The 25964-nt window shown below is 32.8% G+C and carries 19 protein-coding genes; all 19 read right to left on the bottom strand.

The window, feature by feature from the left end; translation table 11 throughout:
• Positions 1–41: 41 nt before the first annotated feature.
• The 19 genes from JJD95_RS00240 to JJD95_RS00150 all read right to left on the bottom strand — a co-directional run bounded on the left by JJD95_RS00240 (position 42) and on the right by JJD95_RS00150 (position 25891).
• A complete protein-coding gene (locus JJD95_RS00240; protein WP_291639158.1) occupies positions 42–3614 on the bottom strand; it encodes a DNA polymerase III subunit alpha in 3573 nt (1190 codons plus the stop codon).
• Between the two features lie 35 nt (positions 3615–3649).
• Positions 3650–4954 carry a DRTGG domain-containing protein gene (locus JJD95_RS00235; protein WP_291639155.1) on the bottom strand — a complete coding sequence of 435 codons (1305 nt, stop codon included), beginning with the start codon at positions 4952–4954 and terminating at the stop codon, positions 3650–3652.
• Between the two features lie 5 nt (positions 4955–4959).
• The gene (gene whiA, locus JJD95_RS00230) at positions 4960–5913 is read right to left on the bottom strand and encodes a DNA-binding protein WhiA (RefSeq protein WP_291639153.1); all 954 of its coding nucleotides are present in this window, start codon (positions 5911–5913) and stop codon (positions 4960–4962) included.
• Positions 5914–5917: 4 nt separating this feature from the next.
• Complete coding sequence (gene yvcK, locus JJD95_RS00225) at positions 5918–7255, bottom strand: YvcK family protein (protein ID WP_291639151.1); 1338 nt, start codon at positions 7253–7255, stop codon at positions 5918–5920.
• Positions 7252–8136, bottom strand: coding sequence for an RNase adapter RapZ (gene rapZ / locus JJD95_RS00220; protein ID WP_291639149.1), 885 nt, complete (start codon positions 8134–8136; stop codon positions 7252–7254). The genes yvcK and rapZ overlap by 4 nt, the downstream gene beginning before the upstream one ends.
• Positions 8137–8313: 177 nt before the next feature.
• On the bottom strand, positions 8314–9231 hold the full coding sequence (gene murB / locus JJD95_RS00215; RefSeq protein WP_291639147.1) for a UDP-N-acetylmuramate dehydrogenase: 918 nt from the start codon (positions 9229–9231) through the stop codon (positions 8314–8316).
• Between the two features lie 61 nt (positions 9232–9292).
• The gene (locus tag JJD95_RS00210) at positions 9293–10018 is read right to left on the bottom strand and encodes a phosphatase (protein ID WP_291639145.1); all 726 of its coding nucleotides are present in this window, start codon (positions 10016–10018) and stop codon (positions 9293–9295) included.
• Between the two features lie 17 nt (positions 10019–10035).
• The gene (uvrC, locus tag JJD95_RS00205) at positions 10036–11901 is read right to left on the bottom strand and encodes an excinuclease ABC subunit UvrC (RefSeq protein WP_291639143.1); all 1866 of its coding nucleotides are present in this window, start codon (positions 11899–11901) and stop codon (positions 10036–10038) included.
• A 52-nt stretch (positions 11902–11953) separates the two neighbouring features.
• On the bottom strand, positions 11954–12556 hold the full coding sequence (locus JJD95_RS00200) for a metal-dependent hydrolase (protein ID WP_291639141.1): 603 nt from the start codon (positions 12554–12556) through the stop codon (positions 11954–11956).
• Between the two features lie 121 nt (positions 12557–12677).
• Positions 12678–14123 carry a penicillin-binding protein 2 gene (locus JJD95_RS00195; protein ID WP_291639139.1) on the bottom strand — a complete coding sequence of 482 codons (1446 nt, stop codon included), beginning with the start codon at positions 14121–14123 and terminating at the stop codon, positions 12678–12680.
• Positions 14116–15360, bottom strand: coding sequence for an FtsW/RodA/SpoVE family cell cycle protein (locus JJD95_RS00190; RefSeq protein WP_291639136.1), 1245 nt, complete (start codon positions 15358–15360; stop codon positions 14116–14118). Before JJD95_RS00190 ends, JJD95_RS00195 begins: the two co-directional genes overlap by 8 nt.
• A 26-nt stretch (positions 15361–15386) precedes the next feature.
• Positions 15387–15818: an FHA domain-containing protein gene (locus tag JJD95_RS00185; protein ID WP_291639134.1), complete on the bottom strand. Its 432-nt coding sequence runs from the start codon at positions 15816–15818 to the stop codon at positions 15387–15389.
• A gap of 69 nt (positions 15819–15887) precedes the next feature.
• Positions 15888–18710, bottom strand: a complete 2823-nt coding sequence (gene uvrA / locus JJD95_RS00180; RefSeq protein WP_291639129.1) for an excinuclease ABC subunit UvrA — start codon at positions 18708–18710, stop codon at positions 15888–15890.
• A 51-nt stretch (positions 18711–18761) separates the two neighbouring features.
• The gene (gene uvrB / locus JJD95_RS00175) at positions 18762–20747 is read right to left on the bottom strand and encodes an excinuclease ABC subunit UvrB (protein ID WP_291639127.1); all 1986 of its coding nucleotides are present in this window, start codon (positions 20745–20747) and stop codon (positions 18762–18764) included.
• Between the two features lie 237 nt (positions 20748–20984).
• Entirely contained in the window at positions 20985–21425 is a 441-nt protein-coding gene (locus JJD95_RS00170; RefSeq protein WP_291639125.1) for a hypothetical protein, read from the bottom strand.
• Between the two features lie 268 nt (positions 21426–21693).
• Positions 21694–22860, bottom strand: coding sequence for an SH3 domain-containing protein (locus JJD95_RS00165; RefSeq protein ID WP_291639123.1), 1167 nt, complete (start codon positions 22858–22860; stop codon positions 21694–21696).
• A 305-nt stretch (positions 22861–23165) separates the two neighbouring features.
• Positions 23166–23309, bottom strand: a complete 144-nt coding sequence (locus JJD95_RS00160; protein ID WP_291639121.1) for a hypothetical protein — start codon at positions 23307–23309, stop codon at positions 23166–23168.
• Between the two features lie 8 nt (positions 23310–23317).
• Positions 23318–24064: a Fic family protein gene (locus tag JJD95_RS00155; protein WP_291639119.1), complete on the bottom strand. Its 747-nt coding sequence runs from the start codon at positions 24062–24064 to the stop codon at positions 23318–23320.
• A gap of 537 nt (positions 24065–24601) precedes the next feature.
• Entirely contained in the window at positions 24602–25891 is a 1290-nt protein-coding gene (locus tag JJD95_RS00150) for a PDZ domain-containing protein (RefSeq protein ID WP_291639117.1), read from the bottom strand.
• Positions 25892–25964: the final 73 nt, after the last annotated feature.

Below are 25964 nucleotides of genomic sequence, written 5' to 3'. Positions count from 1 at the left end.
ACGGGATAAATATACTTTTCCCGTTTGTAGCATGGAATCATTTATTGTATTTTTATATTATTTTTTCCAAATAAACTTCTTAAAATTTCCATAGTATCTAATTCTTCACTTAGCCATAAGGATTTATCTACAGCATACATTTTTCTTGGTTCACTGGTGCAAAGAAATACGGCAGTACTTCCTCTATAAATGGCTAAGTTCTGCTTTATCTTTTTTAGTGCATCTTTCATCATAGTTTCATTTTCTATTAAGATATAAATTTTTTCACTATTAATTTTTAATAGTTGTTTAACATCTTCACATAATATCTTTGGTTGTTCCTCTTCTCTAATACTTACTCGACCTTTTATTATAACTATTTCATCCTCTTCCATTAAGGATTTACACTTTTCAAAGGTCTTAGGAAAAACTATTACTTCCACACTAGCATACAAGTCTTCTAAATTAATAAAAGCCATCATATCATTGTTTTTAGTCATTTTTTTAGAAACAGATGATATTATGCCACCGATAATAACTTTATCACCATCTTGAAGTTTAAAGCTATCACCAAGCATTGTGTTACCTTCTTCAAGGCTTTCATCCACAACAATGTCAGATATTCTTGTATCCGTCTGTATATTTAGAGTCTCTTCATATTCGTCTAAGGGATGACCAGATAAATATATTCCTGTCATTTCTTTTTCCATAGCTAAAAGATGTTTCTTTTTAAATTCTTTAATACTAGGATACTCTATTTCGAAATTATTATAATCATTTTCGAAATCTAAAAACAAATTTATTTGTCCCGAGATATTTCTCTTCCTATCATTATTAACCCCATCTAATATTTTTTCATAAACTGCCAGAAGTTGTGACCTATGGACTTTAAAATCATCAAAAGCTCCGGACTTAATAAGGCTTTCTACTGCTCTTTTGTTTACACATGACGTATCTATTTTGTTGCAAAAATCCATGAAACCAGTAAAATCACCTTTTTCTTCTCGATTTTTCACAATACTGTCTATTACATTTACGCCTACATTTTTTAGAGCTGTAAGGCCAAATCGTATAGTATCACCTTTAACAGTAAATCCTGCGAAACTTTCATTTATGCTAGGAGGTAAAACTCCAATATTAATTTGCACTGCATACCTAGTATAAAATGCTATTTTCTCACTAGCACCCTTTACACTGTTCAGCATAGCAGCTATAAATTCTGTGGGGTAATAACACATAAAGTAAGCTGTTTGATAACCTACAACTGCATAAGCTGCGGCATGGGATTTATTAAAAGCATAGGAAGCAAAATCCATCATTTGATCAAAGATGCGATTTGCCGCCACTTCTGTAATCCCATTACGCAAACATCCTTCTACTTCTATATTTCCATCCGTGTCCACAATTCCATTGATGAAATTATACCTTTCTTCTTCCATAACCTTATGCTTCTTTTTAGACATAGCACGACGTACAAGGTCAGATCTACCCATTGAATATCCAGCAAGTTTTCTAACAATATCCATAACTTGTTCTTGATACACCATTACTCCATAAGTAACACCTAATATCTCCTCAAGCTTTGGAGTTTCATATTCCACCTTATCGGTACTATTTTTATTTCTTATATAACGCGGAATTTCCGCCATAGGACCTGGTCTATATAAACTTATTCCCGCAATGATATCTTCTAAATTATCAGGTTTAAGTTCCTTCATAAAGCTGGTCATCCCTGCAGATTCAAGTTGAAATATACCTACAGTTTTACCTTCGCCAATCATCTTATAAACATTATGATCCTCAATATCTAAATTATCTAAATCTATGTTAACGCATCGATTAGCCTTTATAAAATCCACACAATCTCTCATAACTGTAAGTGTTCTAAGACCTAGAAAATCCATCTTTAAAAGACCAAGTTCCTCAAGAGTTCCCATAGGAAATTGTGTTACTATCATTTCATCATTTTTCTGAAGAGGAACATAATTAACTAGTGGCTTTGAAGCAATAACTACTCCTGCTGCATGAGTAGAGCTATGCCTTGGAAGTCCCTCTAGTGCTTTTGCAATATCTATAAGTGCTTCAACGCGTTCATCATCCTCATAAAGTGCATTTAGCTCTGAATTCATTTCAAGCGCTTTATCTATAGTTATACCAATTACAGACGGAATCATCTTAGCAATCCTATCTACCTCTGCATAAGAATAATTCATAGCCCTTCCCACGTCTCTTATACAAGCCCTAGGGGCCATAGTTCCAAAGGTTATAATTTGTGATACATTGGCCTTGCCATACTTCTCCACTACATAATCAATGACTGCTTGACGTCCTTCATAACAAAAATCTGAATCTATATCTGGCATTGAGACTCTTTCAGGGTTTAGAAAACGTTCAAAAATCAAATTGTATTTAATAGGATCTATCTTAGTTATACCTAGAGAATAAGCCACTATAGATCCTGCAGCAGAACCACGACCGGGCCCTGTTGGAATATCATGTTCTACTGCAAATTTCATAAAATCCCATACTATAAGAAAATAATCCACAAATCCCATTTGTCTTATTATATCAAGCTCATATTGTAGTCTCTCTACATACTTCTTGGCATCCGCGTTTAATTCGGCTATGTTATTTATGCTATCTATAGAGTATCCAGCTCCAGAGGCTTCACTAAATACCTTATACAGCTCTCCCATACCCCTGTAACAGTTTTCCTTTAGAAACCCATAAGGATCTACCCCCTCTGGTAATGGAAACCTTGGAAGCTTAGATACATGAAATTCGTAATCAAAATTACAAGACTCTGCAATTTTCACTGTATTACTTAAGGCATCCTTAACATAAGCAAAAGCTTTTTCCATTTCACCTGGAGATTTCAAATAAAATTGATCAGAAGGGTATCTCATTCTATTTTCTTCATCAACAGTTTTCGCTGTTTGAATGCAAAGAAGCACATCATGTGCCTTAGCATCCTCTTGATTAATATAATGAGTATCATTAGTACAAATTAAAGGAATTCCAGTTTCCTCGGACATTTTAATTAGAAGCTCATTTACCTTAAGCTGATCCTGCATACCATGATATTGCAGTTCTAAATAAAAACCATCTTTGAATATTTCTCTATACGAGAGTGCTATTTCCTTAGCTTTTTCATAATTATCATGTAGAAGACAACTCTGCACCTCACCACCAAGACAAGCACTACTAGCGATTATCCCTTCACTATGTTTCATCAAGAATTCATGATCAACCCTTGGTTTATAATAAAAACCCTCAATGGAAGCCGCTGATACTATCCGCATCAAATTTTCGTACCCAACTTCGTTCTTAACTAAAAGTACTAAATGGTGAGTTTGATTTTCTCTATCTGCTTGCTTTATTTTCATGGATTTAGATGCTATGTATATTTCACAACCAATAATGGGTTTAATGCCTTGCGCCTTTGCCTGTTTATAAAATTCAACGCATCCGTACATCACTCCATGGTCTGTTATAGCAATACTCTTCATGCCTAGTTCTACGGTTTTAGAAATAAGATCTTTGATTTTTCCTGAGCCATCTAAAAGGCTGTACTCTGTATGAACATGAAGATGTACAAAACTTCCTAGATCCTCACTCTCTGATTTTTGGTTCATATTTTTCACTTCCCCTCTAACCATAAATTAGCGCATTAATTTCTAAATATTTTTGCTGAAATCATAGCCTTTGCCACAGGCTCATTATTTTTATTGTACATACTAATTTCCACCTTAGAAAAGCTTCTACCTTTATCAAGAATTTCTGTATATATATCTATAACACTACCTATTTGTACCGGTTTTAAAAAATATGTAGATATACTATCCACTGAAATGTTAATATTATTATTTTGCCTTAGTGCCATTATTCCCATAGTTGATAACAGCATATTTAGTGAGCTCCAAGAAGCCGTTCCAATAGGGTCTAACATTTGAGGAATAACCTGACCATTAAAGTGTAGTCTCTCTCCCTCATTTTCGCAACTAAAACTGTTTAAAATAAGATCTTCTATAGTTTCAGCAACTTGAGGCTGCCTCAGTGCAAACTCCATTGCTCTTATAACATGTTCTATAGTTAGAACTCCCACTACCTTCTTCTTATCAATAACAGGACAAATCTTTATTCCATCCCATCCCATAATATGAGAGGCATAAGCTACAGTGGTTTTAGGAGTAACACTTATGGGGTGTTTATTCATTATTTTAACAATAAGTTCATTATCATCATTGTGCCCTTGCAGATCTCTTAAAGTCACTATTCCAATAAGCTTCATATTCTCATCTAATACTGGATATCTCTCATGGTTAGTTTCTGCAATTATTTCCCTAAGCGTAGCAACAGTATCAGTCCCCATGAGACACGTAACCTCAACATCCATAACATCTTCTACTAAAATAATTTCCTTTTTGATCATACTTTCATAAATAGCTTTGTTTATCATACTTGCTACTGTAAATGTATCATATGTAGAAGATAGTACTGGTATACCTTTTTTGTTTGCTAAACTCTTAATTCTCGCACTACAATCAAATCCTCCAGTAATCAATACTGCTGATTCATTTTCAAGGGCAAGCTGTTGTACCTCTTCACGGTTTCCAACAATAAGTAAGTATCCTGGCCCTATATATTTACTTATGTTTTCTACATTCATAGCTCCTATTATAAATTTATTTAAGCTTTTATTTATACCTGCATTTCCACCTAGAACTTTCGCGCCAAGGATGTCAGTAACTTCAGCATATGTTAAGCTTTTAATATTCTTCTTATCCACCTTAGCCACTCTTATAGTGCAAACTCCAGGTACAGTATTTACAATTCCCATGTTTTCAGCTTCTTTTATTGCTCTATATACTACACCATCACTAAGACCAAGTTCGCTACTGACCCGCCTCACTGATATTTTTGTTCCAACTGTTAGAGACTGAATATAATTAATAATCTCTTCATGCTTTGACATAAGATTTAGTACCTTCCTTCGATTCTTAATTCTTCAGCAATCTTTTCTATCCTTCGGAGTCTATGATTAACCCCAGATTTTCCTACTGGTGGCTCAAGTATTGCACCAAGTTCTTTTAATGATTCATCGGGATACTCCATTCTGAGCTCTGCAATTTCCCTTAAATTTTTAGGAAGTCTCTTAAAACCTAATTCCCTTTGTATTAATTTAATGCTTTCTACTTGTCTTACTGAAGCATTTACTGTTTTACTAAGATTTGCAGTTTCACAGTTTACAATCCTATTTACATTGTTTCTCATTTCCTTCATTATTCTTACATTCTCTAGGAATAATAACGAAGTATGTGCCCCAATTATATTAAGCAGGTCAACAATTTGCTCACCCTCTTTTATGTAAATTACATAACTACTTTTTCTTTGAATTATTTTTGCAAATAATCCATAACTATTAATAAGTGTACATAGTTCCAGTGCATAATCACTGTCATGTGTAACAAATTCCACATGATAATTTTTCTCTGGATTGCTAATACTTCCGCCACCTAAAAAAGCCCCTCTTATATACTTCCGTTTACATTCTTCAGCATCAATTAACCTATCTGGTATAGTATAATCTATGGAAAAGAAATTACCATCTTCTAGTACTGCCACTTCCTTTAAGAGCCCTTTAACTCCCATTTCTTCTGTAATTATAACCACATAAACATTATTTTTCTTAAGAGAATTACTTCTCTTAACAAGGAGTCTTGGATGAATTAAAAAATGTTCCTTTAATAATTTAAAAATCAGTCGTGCTATTGCAGGATTTTCAGTGGTTATTTGAAAATTTATTTGTTTATTTGACCCCAGTCCAATTGTTCCACTAACCTTCATTATAGCCGCCAGTTCAGCCATGGCTTCTTTCTTACTCATTTCTGTAAATCTGCAAATTTCATTTTTAACCTTAGACGAAAATGACATTACTCTACTCCTTATTATCTTTATTTTCCTTAAACCGCCTTGATAAATAAAAGTAATCTATTATTTTCCTTTTATCATAGAATAACTTTTTCTCCATAATTGTTTCCACTAAAATAGCTGCAAGTTTTTCTTCATCATGTCTTACATGCCCTTTTATAACCTTAACAAAATCACTCTTAATTACTTTTATACCAAGCTTTGCAACTTCTTTTTCATTTATATTAACCATAATGGAATTATCTTTTAGGTATGAATTTTCTAAATCAATGCTTATTTTTCCTATGTTTACTAAAACGCAATCAATAGCTTTAAAGTGTGCATGTTTATTAATAGCTTTTATATGGTCATTCACACCATAATTATCACTTTCCCCAGGTTGAGTCATGATATTTGAAACATAAATTTTTAAGGCTTTTGTTTTGCGTAATGCATCCCTTATTTCCCTTACCAGTAGATTTGGAATAATGCTAGTATATAAACTACCAGGACCTAAAATAACTGCATCTGCATTACTTATAGCAATTAGTGCTTCCTTAATCGCTTTAGCATCTTTAGGCTCAATAAATACCTCATCTATTGTACTATTGTACTCTATGACAGCTTTTGGTATATTAGATTCTCCATAGATTATTTTACCATTTTTAAGCTTTGCCTTTAAAATCATATTATCTAATGTAACTGGAATAACCCTTCCCGTCACCGCTAGTACCGAACTCATTTTCTGAACAGCTTCTTCGAAATTATTTGAAATTCCATCCATAGCTGCTAAAAACAAATTACCAAAACTTTGGTTTTTTAATCTTCCATCTTTAAATCTATATTGCAATAACTCTTCTAGTAGTGGCTCAGTGTCTGCTAAGGCCAAAATACAATTTCTAATATCACCCGGAGGAAGAATACCTAAATCATCTCTTAAGACTCCTGATCCCCCACCATCATCTGCAACTGTAACTATTGCAGTAATATTATTGGTATATTTCTTTAATCCTCGGAGCATAGTTGATAACCCAGTACCCCCTCCGATTACTACAATCTTAGGGCCCTTCATAAGGACCCTATTTTTATATGCTGGATCTTGAAACTTTGTAGGATCAATAGTTACATCTAGATTACCTGCATTTATTAACATTATAATATACTTAATAACTTTTACTAAAGCTACATATATCATTAACGAACCGAGACCTATTAATAGTATAGAGAACCCTATTTGCCTAGGATAAAAATATTCTTTATTTATAAACTCAATAATTCCAAAAATCGTGAACACTAGTCCAAAAATCCCTAGAAATATCCATCTCTTTATCTTAATTGTAAGCTTCAAAAATCCACCAAACATCATAACTTATCATTGCCTCTATTTACATCTTCATAAATGTCCCTGTGATCTATATTAACCTTATAGCCGCTATGCTCTAATATTTCATAGATTTTATTGGCTATAGCTACTGATCTATGTCTTCCCCCTGTGCAACCTATAGAAACTATCAGTTGTCTTTTTCCCTCTTTTTTATAATTTGGTATTAGATATATTAACATATCTTGAAGCTTATCTATAAATGTTTTAGTCCCTTCAAAATCTAACACATAATCTCTAACAGGTTTATCATTACCTGAATACTGCTTAAGCTCAGGAATATAATACGGATTAGGCAAAAACCTAACATCAAATACTAAATCTGAATCCACAGGTATTCCATATTTAAATCCAAAAGAAAGTACAGTTATTACAAGTTTAGTTTCTATCTGTCCTTCCTCACCATAAATTTCATTTATTTTATCTGTAAGTTGTCTTGCAGAAAGTTTAGTAGTATCGATTATATGGTCAGCACGCTCACGTACATCCTTAAGTTTTTTTCTTTCAGAAGCAATTCCATTTAAAACTCTTCCCTCTGGTGCTAGTGGATGTTTTCTTCTTGTCTCTTTATACCTTTTAATAAGCGCTTCATCTGAAGCCTCTAAAAATAAAATTTCATATTTATATCCCTCATCTTTTAGAAAAGTTAAGCTTTCAAATAAATCATCGAAGAACTTTCCGCCTCTAATATCTATAACAAGTGCTATTTTATCTATATTTCCATTAGTTTTATAACACGCCTCCGCAAATTTAGGAATTACTGTAGGTGGTAAATTGTCCACACAAAAGAATCCTAAATCCTCGAGATTTCGAATAGTTTGTGTTTTGCCTGCACCTGATAATCCTGTCAATATAAGAAATCTCATTAAAAACCCTCCTCTAAAAAATTATGATATATTTTTTTTAACTCTATTGTACTAATACAGTTTTATTCTTTAATTATAACACAACTGCGATTAATTAGGCACAAAAAAATGCACAGAAGCTTAACTTGCTGTGCACCAAAAAAAACTTATTTTTATTGTAACCTACTCTTTAGGGATCTATAAATCTTCTCCCCAAATCTTTACTTCAGTGTAAAGTTTCACGCCAAATTTTTCTTCAACTTGATTTTGAACAATAAGAATCAAATCCAAAATGTCCTTTGCACTGCAATTTTTTCTATTTATAATAAACCCAGAATGTTTTTCAGATACCTGAGCGTCTCCAACACAAGTACCCTTTAACCCACATTCTTGTATAAGAAGACTTGCATAATGACCCTCCGGTCTTTTGAATGTACTACCTGCTGATGCGTATTCTAGTGGTTGTTTATCACTTCTTATTTTTGCAAGATGGTCCATCCTAGCTTTTATAACTTCTTTGTCTCCCTTTTGAAGGCACAGAGTAACCTCTACTACTGTATGACCATGTTTTAGAACTGCACTACTTCTATATTCAAGTTTCATTTCGTCTTTGGCTAAAGTTAATAGTTTACCATTATTATCGATAACTAACACACTTTCCATTACCATAGACATTTCACCATCATAAGCTCCAGCATTCATAGCTGCCGCACCACCAATGCTCCCTGGAATTCCACTTGCAAACTCCATACCTTTAAGTCCTGCGCCTAAAGCACTATGTGCCACATCGTATAGCGTAGCACCACTTTCTGCGATTATTTTATTCCCTTGTACCTGGATTTTATTAAGCTTAGATAATTTTAAAACTACTCCTCTAATTCCACCGTCTTTTACAAGCAAATTAGACCCATTACCAATTAAATAATAATTAACTTTATATTCTTTACAAATTTTTATTACAGCTGAAACTTGGTTAATATCTTCTGGTGTTACTAAAATGTCAGCTGGTCCACCTACTTTAAAATAAGTATGAGTTTTCATTTGTTCATTTAGCTTTATGTTTGCTCTGTCTATTACTTCTTCTAATTTTTTAATTAATTCTACGTATAGCTTCATAATTTACTCCTTGAAAACATTAATATTTTAATCTTATAATCTTATAATTTATGGTATAAAATTATAGCTCCTTTATTTTACCCTTTTCTTTTAGATAATTCAACAATTTATTTTCATCGCTATTCATTATTAATTTCTCAGGCATATTAATTTCTTCTAAAAGTTTATTCACAAGGTCAAATCCCCCTATGTCAAAGCAAGTATGCGCATCGCTACCTATGATCATTTTAACTCCATATTCTTTGCAAAGCAAAGCAATTTTTTTACAATTGCCCTCACTCCCCACTCTCGAACCTTTAAGAGAGCTATTATTTAGCTCAATTATAATATCTTTTTCCAGCGCCTTTTTCACCATAGCCTCCCGATTGATTGAAAAAACTGGATTCCCACTATGTCCTATAATATGAACATTAGGGTTATCCATAGCCCCTAAAATTGCTCTAGTATTCTCCTCTTCATTTCCCGGTTTTACACATACATCATGTAAACTTGCAATTATAAAATCTAACTTCTCCTCAATATAATCGGGAATATCAAGCTTTCCATCATAGTCCATTATATTAGCTTCGCAACCTCTTAGTATTGTAACTCCATATATCACTCTAGGTATCACTCTTATGTTTCCAAAATAAAACATATGTGGCCCACCTGGCATTTTAGGACCATGCTCAGAGGTTCCTAATATTTTTATTCCCTTAACTTTTGCCTCTCTGACATTCTCAAGTAAAGTAGTATATGCATGACCACTTACTATAGTATGTGTATGTACATCAACTACATATTTCATATGCGTACCCTCTTTCGTTATTTACTGTTTTTAAAATATTCTGAAACACACTGCGCCGCCTTACTATCCATTGAAGGTGTCTCCATGAGCTCCGTGCTACTTGCACTTTTTATATTATCAATGCTACCAAACTTCTTTAAAAGCTCTCGTCTTCTCTTTTCACCTATATTAGGTATATTATCCAATATAGAATATAGTGTTCTCTTATCTCTAAGTGTTCTGTGGTAAGTAATGGCAAATCTATGCACCTCATCTTGTATTCTAGTAATTAAATGCATACTTTGAGAATTACTTTTCATAATTAGTTCTATATTATTATATATTAAACCTCTAGTTTTGTGCTTATCATCCTTTACCATCCCACAAACAGGTATATTAATGTTAAGACTATTTAAAACTTCTAACGCCACATTAACTTGTCCTTTGCCTCCATCCATTAGAATTAAATCAGGAAACACACAAAATTTACCCTTACTTAGTTCTAAATGTCTCTCTTTTATTTTTTCTACTTCCTGGAGACCACGAATAAACCTTCGTTCTAGGATTTCTCTCATACTATCATAATCATTAGCTCCTATAACAGATTTTATTTTAAACCTTCTATAATCACTATTTTTAGGTTTTCCATTTTCAAAAACTACCATACTACCTACAGAATCCACTCCCATAATATTCGAAATATCATAGGATTCAATTCTCTCTGGTATTTCATCCAGATTTAATAACACTGTAAGCTCCTGCAATGCTACTTTGTGAATTTCCTTGTCGTGCTTATCCTTTAGCTTAAATCCTTCTAAAGTTATCCTAGCATTATTTTGTACCATGTCTAGCGTCTTTTTCTTTTCTCCCTTTTGAGGAACTTTAATAGTAACCACTGCTTCTTTTTTATCACTAAGCCACTGCTGCAAAATCTCTCCTTCATTTATAAAAGGCACATATATTGTTTTAGGAATAAAGGCTGTACCCCCATAAAATCTCTTTATAAAGCTTTCTATAAGTTCAGTACCTACCTCATCTGCTGAATCATCTAAAATAAAATGTTCCCTTCCTATTATCTTACCATCTCTAAGAAAAAATATCTGTAGGCAAACATCTTTTTCATGAACATATACATTAATAAAATCTTCATTTTCACAATTTCCTATTACAATCTTTTGTTTATCATTTATTTTATCTATAGCCATTATTTTATCACGAAATAATGCCGCACTTTCAAATTCCAGGTTTTCTGAAGCGATTTCCATTTGTTGCTTTAAACCATCTCTTATATTTTTATCTTTTCCTGTAAGTAAATCCACAGTATTTTTTATTATTTTCCCATATTCTTCTTTATTAATAAACCCAGCACAAGGGGCTTTGCATAGCCCAATATGATAGTTCAAACAAGGTCTAGTGTTGGGCAACCCCTCTTTTATAGTTCTCTTGCAGGTTCTAAGAGGAAATACTTTTTTTATAAGCTCCATAACACTATATACAGCTGATGAATCCGTGTATGGACCAAAATATTTACATCCATCACTTGCAATGTTCCGTGTTACAAAAATCCTAGGAAATTCCTCATTTATAGTTATCTTTATAAAAGGATAGTGCTTATCGTCCTTTAACAAAATATTATATCTAGGACTATGTTTTTTAATAAGATTACACTCTAGTATCAGCGCCTCCATTTCTGAATCCGTTACGATATACTCAAATTCAGCTATATTTTTTACCATAGCCCTTACTTTTTCAGAATGACTCTTAGAACTTTGAAAATATTGTCTTACTCTATTTTTTAATATTTTAGCCTTACCTACATATATTATTTCGCCAAGATTATTTCTCATAAGATATACCCCTGGTGCCTCTGGAAGAATCTTTAGTTGATATGCAAAATCAAACACATTAGAAACCCCCTTTTCATTATATGCTAAGTTATCGACCTGTGTTAATTCATCAAAGTATTTGTGGCAATACATAAATTGTATATATAAGCCCTAACACCATAATTATTCCTTCTATAATTCTACCTACCTTAGACCCCACTACATATGTATATGGAAACTTAAATTTTTTCTTTAAAAACGGATAAAATAGTGGCACCCCCATTTTAGTAAACATATCTCCTACTAAATGAGACCCAAATCCTATAGTAAAAGGATATACAAGTGGTGGAAGCGAGTATTTATTACAAGTATATCCTATCATTAGCATAAATAACATCATTCCAGTTAAACTATGTAAGAGTCCATTTCTGTGAGTCGAAAACCCAATAATTATAAAGGATAGTGCTAAAGCTTTAAGCGCAATCTCCTTAGTATACAAGAAATCAAACCATAGTATTATTATCCCCAAACAAACATATATAGCCACTTTTGTGTTTTTGTTTTTAAACGGTAATATATACTTATTAATCATACTCTTCGGAGAATCTATATCTGGTAATATCGAGGCTAAAATAACCACAACCAAACCAATATAAGTAAATTTCCCGGGCAATTTATTACAAATTGCTACATACATCACGCCACCAATACCCGCATGAGTCTTACCTGTCATCTGCTGTCACCTTCTTTAGTTCGTCTTCACCTATGATGCTCATCTTTTCTACAAAATATAATACAGTCAGATATTATTTTCATATCTGACTGTATTATATCATACGTTCGTGTATTTACTTCTATTTCAAATAAGCACTAATCATATCTTGAGTTATTCTAGCAGCTTCAACTCCACCCACTCCACCTTCTTCTACAATTACTGCAATTGCAATTTGTGGATTATCATAAGGTGCAAAACTAATAAACCAGGAATGTGCTTGCATTGCTTTACCATCAGCGTCATTATGATCTGCAGTTCCAGTTTTTCCACAAACCGTTATTCCCGAAACAGCTGCATTAGTGCCAGTTCCATCACTTACTACCTCTTTCATTAAATCCTTCATAGTCTGAGCAGTTTGCTTTGACATAGTTTCTTCTAGAAGTTTAGGTTCTATTTTCTTTATAGATTTACCTTTACTATCCAATATTTCACTAACAAGCATTGGTTGCATCATAATACCGTCATTGGCAATAGTGCTTGCAACTAATGCCATTTCCATAGGACTAGCTAAAACTCCAGACTGTCCTATAGCGCTTTGTGCAATATTTCCTTTTTCATTACTTTTGTAAGAAGGAAATCTACTATTTTCTATTGTTAACCCTTGTGCTGGAGTATCTTTATTGAAATAAAATTTTTCTGCTGTTTCTTTAAGAGCATTATTTCCTAAATCTATACCTAAAGTACCAAAAACCACATTACTCGAATTCACAAAAGCATATTTAAAGTCTATGTTTCCATTAGCCTCTCCACCGAAATTCTCCAAAGATGAACTTTCATTGAATACTAACTTACCATTATCCTCAAATTTCCTATTGTAAACATCGGGAATGTTTTCTAGTGCACTTATAGCAGTAATAGTTTTAAAAATAGACCCTGGTGGATATAGTCCTGATACAGCCCTATTAAGCAGTGGCATATCCTTATTTGCAAGTATTGTTTCCCAATCTCTAGCTAAATTATTCGGATCATAAGTAGGCATTGACACCATAGCTAAAATCTCACCAGTTTTAGGATTCAAGGCTACTACTGAGCCTTTAACTTTCCCTCCACCCTTAATTTCAGATTTACTTAACGAATCAAAAGCTACCTTCTGAAGCTTAGAATCAAGTGTAGTTTTTAAACTATTACCAACCTTTTCCTCCTCATCCGTGCCAAAGGAAAAAAACTTTGACACATCTGATTGATTCCCCATAAGCTCTGCATCATATTTTTTTTCAAGACCTGTAAGTCCATAAACAGGGTCAATATATCCTATAGCATGAGTAAAAGCTTCTCCTCCTAAATATTTCACTTTTTGAGAGGTTGCATCTATTTTTGTACTTTTAGTTAAAGCCACCATATCTTTATCGTAAATTGTTCCCCTTAACACCTTATTTCTTTCTGCCCATAATCTATTATTAAAAGTACTAGCCACGATTTTTTCACTATTAAAAATATAAAAATAAGATATGTAGGAAATTAAGGCAATAAAAAGTATTAAGAACACTAACATGACCTTTTTTATATTAATCACAAAATCATTCATAACTTTGTCCATCCTCCGATATCTTTTGAAGTATCCCTAGGGAAAAGAAGATTATTACCATAGAACTTCCACCATAACTAACTAATGGAAGCGTTATGCCCGTTAATGGAATAGCTCCAACTACGCCGCCTACTATAACGAGTACTTGTGCCGCTATCATTGTACTATAACCCACCGCAAGAAGTCTCGTAAATTTATTTTTACCATAAACAGGCACTCTCATGCTTCTATAAAACAGTAAAAAATATAATATAAGTATAGCAAACCCAGTTAAAAGACCCATTTCTTCACAAATAACCGCAAAAATAAAATCCGATTCTCTTACTGGAACCATATAAGGAAATCCAAGCCCAATACCTGTTCCAGAAAGTCCTCCTGACGCTATAGAAATTAATGATTGAACTACCTGATGTCCTTTATTGTAGCCATACTTCCATGGATCTCCCCAAATCATAAACCTTAACTGAACATGGTCAAACATTTTATAGCTTATAAATCCACCTACTATAAAAAGACCTAGACATACTAGTACATATTTAAAATTCGAAGTGGCAATAAATAACATAGTTACTGAAATCGCAAAAAATATAAGTGCTGAACCTAAATCCTTTTGAATCACCATAAACCCAAGTGAAACCATAACTACAATTCCTGGCTCAATCAAGGGCTTTAATTTCATAAACTCTGACTTCCCCTTAAGATTTATTCCGTAATATTGTAGTGTTGCTGCTAAATATGCAACAAGTGATAACTTACCAAATTCCGTAGGTTGAAAACCAAAACCTCCAATAAATATCCAATTTTTAGCTCCATTTATTTCTTTCCCAAATAAACTTCCCATAGACATAAGAATAAGCGTACATATCATATAAAACCATCTGTACTTTCCAAACTTAGTTAAACTAGGGAAAAGCACTACCACTAAAATAAATACAGCAATTCCCACGGTATACCATATGAGTTGTTTAAGAGCAATAGAAGGATCTAACCTATATAGCATTGCCATCCCTAAAACCGCTAAGACATTTGAAAACAGCAAAATATATTTATCTCCATCGGGAAAAAACCTTGTTATTATAAAATGAGAATAAGCAAAAAGAAGGCATACTATTATACCCATTATAATTGCACCTTTATCAAATCCTTGTTTACCAATAAAAGATATATTTAAAAATAAAACTATGCATAAAAGATAGGTATACCTTAGAAGTTTCCGCTCTTCCACTATACTTTCCATACTATCACCTCACTCAAACTCGCAATTTATCCTATAACCTTAAAAATTGAAGTTCCTATTTTAATTTCATCACCTTTTTTTATATCTACCTTGTCCACAACTTTCTTTTTGTTCATTAGTGTGCCATTAGTACTCCTTAAATCCTGTAAAACATAATTTGTATTTTTCAAAAATATTCTAGCATGCTTAGAAGACACGTATTTATCTCCTAAAATCAGAAGATTGTCAGCCTTTCTTCCTATGGTAAGCTCATCATTTAGAGGAATAACATCACCAATTCTTAAATTAAAATTCTCTCCTCTTTCTATAACCTCAAGCCCCATAGTTTTCTTCACTACTGGTTTCTTCTTTACACTGCCACCTTTCATGTCTTTATACATAATTCGCAGTGCAAATATTATTATAATGTAAATAATCGCTATAATTGCATATCTCATAATCAAACTTATATTCCCCATACTGCATATTCTCCTCTTTAAAAAATAATCAAAGGCTAGCATTGAAATAATATGCTAGCCTATACTAAATTATAACATCTTTTTTAAATATTGTCCCGTATATGAATTTACATTTAAAGATATTTCTTTTGGAGTTCCAGTGCATAAAACAGTACCGCCCATATCTCCACCCTCGGGACCCAAATCAATAATATAGTCAGCGCACTTTATAACATCTAAATTATGTTCTATTACCACTACAGTATTTCCCGAATCCACAAGTCTTTGTAGTATTTTAATAAGTTTGCTAACATCATCAATATGAAGTCCTGTAGTAGGCTCATCTAAAATATAAAAAGTCTTACCAGTACTCCTTTTAGATAACTCAGAGGCTAATTTAATTCTTTGTGCCTCGCCGCCCGATAATTGTGTTGAAGGTTGCCCTAATCTAACATAACCAAGTCCCACATCCATAAGAGTTTGAAGCTTACTATAAATTCTCGGAATATTTTCAAAGAACTTTACAGCTTCCTCAACAGTCATATCTAAAATTTCATGAATATTTTTGCCCTTATATTTAACCTCTAGTGTCTCTCTATTATATCTTTTTCCTTTGCAAACCTCACAAGGCACATATACATCAGATAAAAATTGCATTTCTATTTTAATAATTCCATCACCACTACAAGCCTCACATCTTCCACCCTTTACATTAAAACTAAATCTACCGGGCTTATATCCACGTATTTTCGACTCCGAGCTCATAGAGAAAACCTCTCTAATTATATCAAAAACCCCTGTATATGTAGCTGGATTAGATCTTGGAGTACGACCTATAGGACCCTGATCAATATTAATAATTTTATCTATATTCTCTACCCCTAAAATATCTTTATGAAGTCCTGCGTTTCTCTTAGATTTATTTAACTTCTTGTTAAGCCCCTTGTATAAAATATCATTTATAAGTGTACTCTTACCAGACCCCGAAACCCCTGTAACACAAGTAAAAACTCCCAGTGGAAACGTAACGCTTACATTCTTAAGGTTATTTTGATTAGCATTAATCACCTTTATACAGTTCCCGTTAGAAACTCTCGTATGCTCAGGAGCTACAATCTTCTTTTTACCACTTAAGTATTGACCAGTAATTGACGTCTCACAGTTTTTTATGTCTTCTATACTTCCTGCCACCACAATTTCTCCACCATGTTCACCAGCTCCTGGTCCGATATCCACAATAAAATCTGCTTCCATCATAGTGTCCTCATCATGCTCTACCACAATCAAAGTATTCCCTATATCCCTTAAATGCTTTAATGTCTTAATAAGTTTTGCATTATCCCTTTGATGAAGACCAATACTAGGCTCATCTAGAATATATAAAACTCCCATCAAACTAGACCCTATTTGAGTTGCAAGTCTTATTCTCTGAGCTTCTCCACCAGAAAGCGTACCTGCGGATCTTGATAGATTTAAGTAATTAAGTCCAACATTTTTAAGAAAACTAAGTCTATCATTTATCTCTTTGAAAATTTGATTAGCAATAAGCATATTTTTCTCTGATAATTTAATGTTTTCTAAAAAGGTAACCTCATCCGTAATGGACATCTTACAGAATTCATATATATTCTTGCCCCCCACAGTTACTGCTAGTGCCTCAGGACTTAACCTGGCTCCCTTGCACTTAGGACAATGATTATCACTCATATATTGTTCAATTTCTCTTTTTATATAATCGGAAGAAGTATCAACATAACGTCTTTTCAAATTATTTATAATACCCTCGTAGGTGTGATTAAAAGTACCCGTTCTAAATTCCTTAACATAGTTTACTTTAATACGTTGTCCACCGGTTCCATAAAGTATTATTTTAAGAATTTCTGGATCATATTTTTCTATAGGTGTATCTAGATCAAACTTATATTTTTCTCCTAGTGCCCGTAGTACTGCAAAAGTCCACGAATCATCTTTAAGACTACCCTCTCCAAAAGACAATATAGCTCCGCCCTTTATACTCTTGCTCCTATCTGGCATTATTAAATCTTCATCAATTTCCATAAGAGTACCAAGCCCGTCACAGGTATCACACTTACCATATGGAGAATTAAAAGAAAACATTCTAGGAGCGAGTTCCCCTAGACTTATGCCACAATCCACGCAAGCAAAATGCTCACTAAAAAGTATATCTTCCCCATCCACAATACTGGCAATTGCAGATCCTTCAGCAAGTTTAAGCGCACTTTCTAGTGATTCCGAAAGTCTACCAATAGATTCCTCTTTCACAGAAATCCTATCAATTACTATCTCTATACTATGCTTTTTATTCTTTTCTAACTTTATTTCCTCTTCCATAAGCTCGACTATATTTCCATCTATTCTAGCGCGAACAAAGCCATTCTTTTTAATATTCTCTAAAATTTTAACATGTTCACCTTTTTTTCCCCTTATTATAGGTGATAAAATTAAAAGCTTGGTTTTAAGTGGCAACTCCATTAATCTATCCACCATCTGATCCACTGTTTGCTGAGATATCTCCTTACCACACTTAGGACAATGAGGCGTTCCAGCTTTAGCATAAAGCAGTCTCAAATAATCATAAATTTCAGTTACCGTACCCACTGTAGAACGTGGATTTCTATTAGTAGTTTTTTGGTCTATAGAAATAGCAGGAGATAGCCCCTCTATGTACTCAACATCCGGCTTATCAATATTACCTAAGAACTGCCTTGCATAGGCTGAGAGGGATTCTACATACCTTCTTTGACCCTCTGCATATAATGTATCAAAAGCAAGTGAAGATTTACCAGAACCTGAAAGACCAGTAAACACAACTAATTTATCTCTCGGTATTTCTAGATCTACATTTTTTAAATTGTGAACCTTAGCTCCCTTTATAATAATCTTATCCCTCATAACCTTCTCCTTTGTGTGTTAAACCATCCCCTGAATTGCGTTGAAATGTATTTAAATATTTTTAATTTGCTTCTTGAGTTTATATATTATATCCCTAAGCTCAGCAGCTCTCTCAAACTGTAAATCCTTAGCTGCCTGCTTCATCTCATTTTCATATCTATCCATTAACTTTTTAGTTTCCTCATAATTTGCTTCCATAGCAGCTTCAAGAGTTTCATACACCACTTCATCCTCTGCAACTGTTACAGCTCCAATCACTTCCCTAATATCTTTCATAATAGTAGTTGGTGTAATACCATTCTTTTCATTATAGTCCATTTGAATTTTTCTACGTCTATTAGTCTCGAAAATAGCTTTCTCCATAGACTTAGTAATTCTATCTGCATACATAATTACTTTACTCTCTGAATTTCTTGCAGCTCTTCCTATTGTTTGAATTAATGAGGTTTCAGAACGCAAAAATCCTTCCTTATCTGCATCAAGTATTGCAACAAAAGCTACTTCCGGGATATCTAATCCTTCTCTTAAAAGATTTATACCTACTAGCACATCATAAGTGCCACGCCTTAAATCTTGGATAATTCTCATTCTTTCTATTGTATCAACATCCGAATGTAGGTAGGCGATTTTCATTCCCATTTCCATAAAGTACTTAGTTAAATCCTCTGACATTTTTTTAGTAAGAGTTGTAACTAAAACTCTAAACCCTCTTTTTATTGTGTCCTGAATGTTAGAATACAAATCATCTATTTGACCTTTAACCGGCTTTATAGCTATTTCAGGATCTAGAAGGCCTGTAGGTCTTATTACTTGTTCTGCTACATTTTCACTATGCTCTGATTCATAAACACTTGGGGTAGCACTTACGAAAACTGTTTGGTTTAAACTCTGCTCAAACTCTGGAAAGTTCAGCGGTCTATTATCATAAGCCGATGGAAGTCTAAACCCATACTCAATTAAATTAGTCTTTCTCGATTTATCTCCTCCAAACATAGCTCTAACCTGTGGAAGAGTTACATGGCTCTCATCTATAAACATTAAGTAATCTTTTGGGAAATAGTGCATTAGTGTTTGAGGTGCCGTTCCTTTTGGCCTACCATCTAGGATCCTAGAATAGTTTTCTATACCACTACAGTAGCCAACCTCTCTTATCATTTCGATATCATAATTGGTTCTTTGCTTAAGCCTTTGTGCCTCTAGTAATTTGTCCTGTGATATAAGCTCTTTTAACCGAATCTCTAACTCCTCTTCTATTTGTTCAATAGCAGGCTCTAATTTTTCCTTTGAAGTAGCAAAATGGGAAGCTGGAAAAATAGATACATGCTTTAAAGATCCAATAATTTCTCCTGTTAGCGAATTAAAAGATCTAATTTTATCTATTTCATCCCCAAAAAATTCCACCCTAACTCCTTCACCACTGGAAGACGCTGGAAATATATCAACAGTATCACCTCTTACTCTAAAGGTCCCACGAATAAAATTAATGTCATTTCTCTCATACTGTATATCTACTAATTGTCTTAACACTTCATTTCTATCCTTTTCCATACCTTGCCTTAGTGAAACTGTAAGTTTTTTATACTCTTCTGGGTTTCCAAGTCCATATATACATGAAACTGAAGCCACAACAATAACATCATTACGCTCTAGAAGCGCAGAGGTAGCTGAATGTCTTAATTTATCAATATCATCATTAATAGATGAATCTTTTTCTATGAAGGTATCTGTCTGTGCAATATAAGCCTCAGGCTGATAATAATCGTAATAAGACACAAAATACTCAACGCAATTGTCCGGAAAAAAGTCTCTGAACTCTGAGCAAAGCTGTGCCGCTAAAGTCTTATTATGAGCAAGCACCAAAGTAGGCTTTTGAACTCTCTCAATAATATTAGCCATGGTAAAAGTCTTACCTGACCCTGTTACTCCTTTAAGAGTTTGAAACTTTTTATCCTCCTCAATGCCACGCACTAGACTATCAATCGCCTGCGGTTGGTCTCCAGTAGGTTTAAACTTTGAATGCAGTTTAAATTCATTCACAAAATCACCACCTTGTTCGATAATAATTATTAATCGCTATCTTATATGGAACATTTGTTCTCACTTTACATTCTAACTATAAGTCTTTATTATGTCAATATATTCTATGATAAATTCACTAGTAATTAATGTAAATCATTCATTAACAGCCTTAATAGTATATTCTGACCCTCAAAAAAAAACTTGCCTCAGTATAACTACTAAGACAAGTCTTTATGTTTTTCTTTTGTTGTACTTTTATAGAACTTCTACAGTTTCTATAGTTTCTACAGTTTCTATGTTTTCAGTTACTTCTGTATTTTCTAAGTCGCAAACATTTTGTTCTGCAATATTTTCTTCGATTGTATCATTACCTACCTCGACTTCATTTACATTTAACATGGTTAAGAATTTTACAATCTTTTTATTGACTATACCTACACCAAATAAAACAAATGAAATACCTCCATATATACCAATTGGTTCAACTATTCCTGGTAGAAGTTGAGATGTTAATAATGCTTTTCTTATAGTAACAATATCATACCCATCAGCTAAGGCTTGAGTGACAGTACTCCTATACAATAAGATATTATTAACTAATAATGTAACTCCAACCAATGCTACAACTGAAGCAACAATAAACAAAACAATTGAAAAACCTGATTTCTTAGATACTTTTTCTCCTTTAATTCCCATAATAATTCGTCTCCATTTCCGCCCTTAAAGGCTATATTATAATTTCAATTTATTTTTTTCTAAGTTATAATCTTTATAACTTGGTCTATACAGTTTTGAAGATTACTAACTTATGTAATTCATAATACTATGGGATTGTTTCGTTTAGGTGTCAATATTGTGAACATTTTATAACTAATAGGTAATATAGCTATAAATTTACTTCAAATTAAAAAAGGACAAGTCCATAATTTGGCTTGTCCTTTTATAATCATATATAATAACTTTCTTAATCTATCATTCTTCTACCTATTACAAAGTTATCTCTATAATAGCCAGTAAGTTCTGATATTCTTATAATATCTCCAGTTTTCGGAGCCTGCATAAATTTATTATCTCCAATATATATTCCTACATGAGACACTTGACTAGGCTGAGATGTATTCGTTCTGAAATATATTAAATCTCCCTTTTGAAGATCATTTATATTAACAGCAGTTCCTACATTTACCTGATCCATAGTTACTCTAGGCAAATTTATATCGAAGTTTTTATAAACATACTGTACATACCCTGAACAATCAAATCCCAGTGGCGTTGTACCTCCCCATATGTAAGGTATCCCTAAAAACTTACTAGCATATGTTATTATCATATCACCAGTTATTTGTGTGTTAGCTTGTTTAGCATTATTAACTACGCTTACATATGATTTATATATATATCCCCATCCACTTGCATACTTAATTTTATAGAAATAGCCTTCTGTTCCATATATAAGCACCTTATTATTCGGATAAACTTTACCCAGAATATTATTGCTTATAGAAGCCGTTCCTCTTACATTTAAAAAATCAGATGCTGTAACAGTACCAACCCCAGTAGATTCTATTTGAGGTGTGCTCACAGCGCCTCTACTTATAGATGTGCTTGTACTATTATTGCTTGCGGTTACAGTCTTATATTCAACAATCGCAACATATAATGAACTTACATAGCTTGTTTTGCCATTATACATTATCTTGTAAAAACCATTCGTTTTTTCATATATTGTAACCTTACTTCCACGTTTAAGAACACCATTAACAGAATAAGATAATCCCGCTCCAGATCTTACATTTAAGTAATCTGCTGTTGTTTCACCCTGTTTTTCTAATATCGAAGCTTGTACACTATCTCCACTTTCAGAAACAGCAGTTGTACTTTTCACAACATTTATATATGAACTATGCACGTATCCTGTCTTACCTTTATAAGCTATTTTATAAAATTGTCCTTGTTTCCCAAGTATCTCTACTTTTGTATCTTTATTAAGATACCCTGAAATAGTTGAAGAAAGAGAAGAATTTTGTCTAACCCGTAATCCACTCCCAGCAACTACTCCAGTATCAGCAGCTGCAATTTGGGAACTTGCAATTGTTATTAACATTACTAAAAAAGCTATTCTTTTTTTCATATTTTTACCCCCATTATTTTAGAATATAAATTAATCCATTATTTTACAATTACACTTATAATTCCTTTGCTTGTATACCTAATCTAGCGCGTCTACTCTCTCCCCCCCCTTTTATTCCAGCATCAGCTAAAATCCTATCCATAATATACTAATGTAAATATTATGTTGTTGTATTTAGCATTATAGCACTAATATACCAAAAATTTGTTGTTTTTAAGAATTTAATTCTATTTTTAATTACATTAAAAAAAAAACGGTTTACCCCTTTACGAGAATCCCGTTTTCTTACGAATTTCCATCCTATCTTAGTGCTTATCTCTTTCTTTTTTCCCTTTGATTCCTTTAATAACATAAGAAGATCCAAGCGCCAAAAACGCTCCTGCAGTTCCCCACATATAATTACCAGTAATAGCACCAATTGCCATTCCTACTAAAAGGCCACCACCCATTGTTAATACTATTTATTTTTTAATTTTTTTAATGCCTCATTGCTTGAAACGATAATATCTTCTTTAGATTTTATATACCCTTGACATTTTTTAAAAATCTCAATAAGTTTATCATAATTGACCTTTAATTGAGATTCATATAGCGCACCCCTATATTCCGTATTGTATTTTTCATCAATAGCTATTAAATCAATATTATTTTCTAGACATTGTTTAAGTAAAAGAAACCTTCCTATTCTGCCATTACCATCTTGGAATGGATGTATTTTTTCAAAATTACTATGAAAGTAACATAAATCATGTAAATTAATACTTAAAGCTTTTTTAGTATTATAATTCTCAATAAGTCCTAATAATAAAGGTTCAACTTCATGTGGCTCTGCGAGTTTTATTTCATCTAATCCACTAAGCATATTAGGAATTTTTTTTAATCTACCTGAAAACCCCTTTTTATCATCAGAAGTACCATTTTTTAATAATTGATGATATTCTCTAATTAACTGTAAAGATAATGGTTCATCTAATGTTTCAATTATAAAATCAAAAACATCTAAAGAGTTTCTAGTTTCTATAACATCATCCCAGGTATGAGTACCAGAAACTATATTTTTATCTGCCAACTGATTTAATGTATCTCTATTAAAAGTACTACCCTCTAATTTATTAGAATGAAATAGAAATTCAATCCTTAAAGCATAATAAAATGAGTTTGGTACTTCTTTTAAATCAAGTAAAAAAGTTCTAGTTAATTTCACAATAATTCACCTATCTTTCTTATTAATATTATTTAACTTCTTTTGACGCTGCAATTTTATTTAATGTCCTCTTATCCTGTGACTGCCGCTCAACATAATAGCATAATTATATCATATATTTTTATAATCAAATCATTAATTTAATAATTAGACGGCATAGTACTGCTTCATCCTCTATAAATTATTGTAAATTTAGAAATTGTACGTTTTTTCTTTGAGATTGCTAACAAAAGTATATATTGCGTAGAATGCGTTAATTCTTATTTTTTTAAATTGGGTTCTCTTACTGCACATTCAAAATAAGTTATGATTATGAAGGTGAAAGTATGTAGGAATGTGATGATAGTATGTAATGAGTTTTACAGAATCTTAGTTTACGTAGTAAAAAATCCCCGTAAGCAGGCCAGGACGGCCTGCTAGCACTTCTGAGACAGGACGTCGAATAAGTGCGTTAGGGGATTTTTTATGGAGTAAACTTAGATTCTGTTAACGAATGATCTAATATCAGAACATCCTACATACCGAACCTTCATTGGATTACTTATTTTTATCCTTCATTTTGTCTAGCACATCTTTAAAACTTTTGTCATCCACCTTTACTATTTCAGCATCTTTTGGAACTTCCCTTGGTACAACAACCATTCCTAGTCTTTTGTTGCCCTTCATATTGCTATAACTGACATCTTTTAGTCCTCCGGAAGCTTTTTTAATTTTAAACGATACAGAATTAAAATTTCCTTTTATTACACTTAGAATCTCTGCGTCTGACTCTATTTTTTTCTCATTAAGCTCCACTATTAAATCTCCACTTTGAATACCCATATCAAATGCAGGAGATTTTGGAACTACTTCTAGCACCATTATTCCATCTTCATCGCTAACGAATTTAGGTTTAAAAGTGAGCTCCATGTATTTTTCCAGTCTAAGCATTGCTTCATGAACTACTGCTGCAAATATCAAAACAAAGAACTGAAAAGTCACGTTAATTGCTGCAAGTTGTGCCACAGCTGATAGCATCACACCATAACTTATTATTAAAACTCCAGAAACAAGAGTCTTTTTTTTCTTGCTTTTAGTAAAAGTAACGCTACTGTATGCTATAACTCCATACAGTGCGATGGTTGCTATGACAGAATTTTTCATTATTTTTGAAGCAATATCTCCTCTAATTAAATGTGACCAATCCGTACTCATTATGTTTTGTACGGTCATTGACTCTGATGTGGCTACGCTTAAAAGTATAAGTAATGAAATAGGCAATGCCCAATATCTTTTTAAAGCAAAACCACCAATGATTTTATTATCTCTACTTGTAAAAACAGGAATAGCTCCTCTTGAGCCATCTAACATTACTAAACTTCCCTCTATAATATGAAGTATTCCCACCAATGTCATAAGCGTCAGAATATCTATATTTATAACATCAAGCTTAGGCATATTTAAAGTAACAGCTGCATATTTAAACAAAAGGCTGGCCATACCTAGTACTGCACCTGAATAAGAAAAGCATATAAATCTAGGCTTAAATGCCATGAAAAATAAGGACACCATAAACAATAAATAAATACTTGAATTTTCATCAAAAACTAATCCTGAATAAGTAAACATCAGACTAGCTATTGCTCCAGCAAAAATCCCTATTACAATTTGAGATATAGTTAACTCAAAAGGAGAATCTAATTTATCTCCCATTATCATTTTCTGCATCGCAACTATTTTCTTGTTTTTATTATAAAAAATGAGTGAAATCATTATTATAATAAGTGCATTAGAAGGGTCAACAATTGCTGCTGCAACTGCTCTTAAAGTATGTATTGCAATATCCATGTCCTAAAATCCTCCTCTCATGCTACAGTAAAAAAGCCTTGAATAAAAGTGTTTAAAAACCAAGTATCTACCA

Source organism: Clostridium sp., assembly GCF_016650035.1.
Taxonomy (GTDB): Bacteria; Bacillota; Clostridia; order Clostridiales; family Clostridiaceae; genus Clostridium_AD.
Note: the sequence above shows the minus strand (reverse complement) of the source record. Positions and strands in the feature narration are given on the sequence as shown.

Bases quoted from the DNA above. Each gene is read 5' to 3' on its own strand.
- JJD95_RS00240 (WP_291639158.1), bottom strand. From the start codon at position 3,614: ATGAACCAAAAATCAGAGAGTGAGGATCTAGGAAGTTTTGTACATCTT.
- JJD95_RS00235 (WP_291639155.1), bottom strand. From the start codon at position 4,954: ATGTCAAAGCATGAAGAGATTATTAATTATATTCAGTCTCTAACAGTT.
- whiA (WP_291639153.1), bottom strand. From the start codon at position 5,913: ATGTCATTTTCGTCTAAGGTTAAAAATGAAATTTGCAGATTTACAGAA.
- yvcK (WP_291639151.1), bottom strand. From the start codon at position 7,255: ATGATGTTTGGTGGATTTTTGAAGCTTACAATTAAGATAAAGAGATGG.
- rapZ (WP_291639149.1), bottom strand. From the start codon at position 8,136: ATGAGATTTCTTATATTGACAGGATTATCAGGTGCAGGCAAAACACAA.
- murB (WP_291639147.1), bottom strand. From the start codon at position 9,231: ATGAAGCTATACGTAGAATTAATTAAAAAATTAGAAGAAGTAATAGAC.
- JJD95_RS00210 (WP_291639145.1), bottom strand. From the start codon at position 10,018: ATGAAATATGTAGTTGATGTACATACACATACTATAGTAAGTGGTCAT.
- JJD95_RS00200 (WP_291639141.1), bottom strand. From the start codon at position 12,556: ATGACAGGTAAGACTCATGCGGGTATTGGTGGCGTGATGTATGTAGCA.
- JJD95_RS00195 (WP_291639139.1), bottom strand. From the start codon at position 14,123: ATGAATGATTTTGTGATTAATATAAAAAAGGTCATGTTAGTGTTCTTA.
- JJD95_RS00190 (WP_291639136.1), bottom strand. From the start codon at position 15,360: ATGGAAAGTATAGTGGAAGAGCGGAAACTTCTAAGGTATACCTATCTT.
- JJD95_RS00185 (WP_291639134.1), bottom strand. From the start codon at position 15,818: ATGGGGAATATAAGTTTGATTATGAGATATGCAATTATAGCGATTATT.
- uvrA (WP_291639129.1), bottom strand. From the start codon at position 18,710: ATGAGGGATAAGATTATTATAAAGGGAGCTAAGGTTCACAATTTAAAA.
- JJD95_RS00170 (WP_291639125.1), bottom strand. From the start codon at position 21,425: ATGGGAATTAAAGGAGAAAAAGTATCTAAGAAATCAGGTTTTTCAATT.
- JJD95_RS00165 (WP_291639123.1), bottom strand. From the start codon at position 22,860: ATGAAAAAAAGAATAGCTTTTTTAGTAATGTTAATAACAATTGCAAGT.
- JJD95_RS00160 (WP_291639121.1), bottom strand. From the start codon at position 23,309: ATGGGTGGTGGCCTTTTAGTAGGAATGGCAATTGGTGCTATTACTGGT.
- JJD95_RS00150 (WP_291639117.1), bottom strand. From the start codon at position 25,891: ATGGATATTGCAATACATACTTTAAGAGCAGTTGCAGCAGCAATTGTT.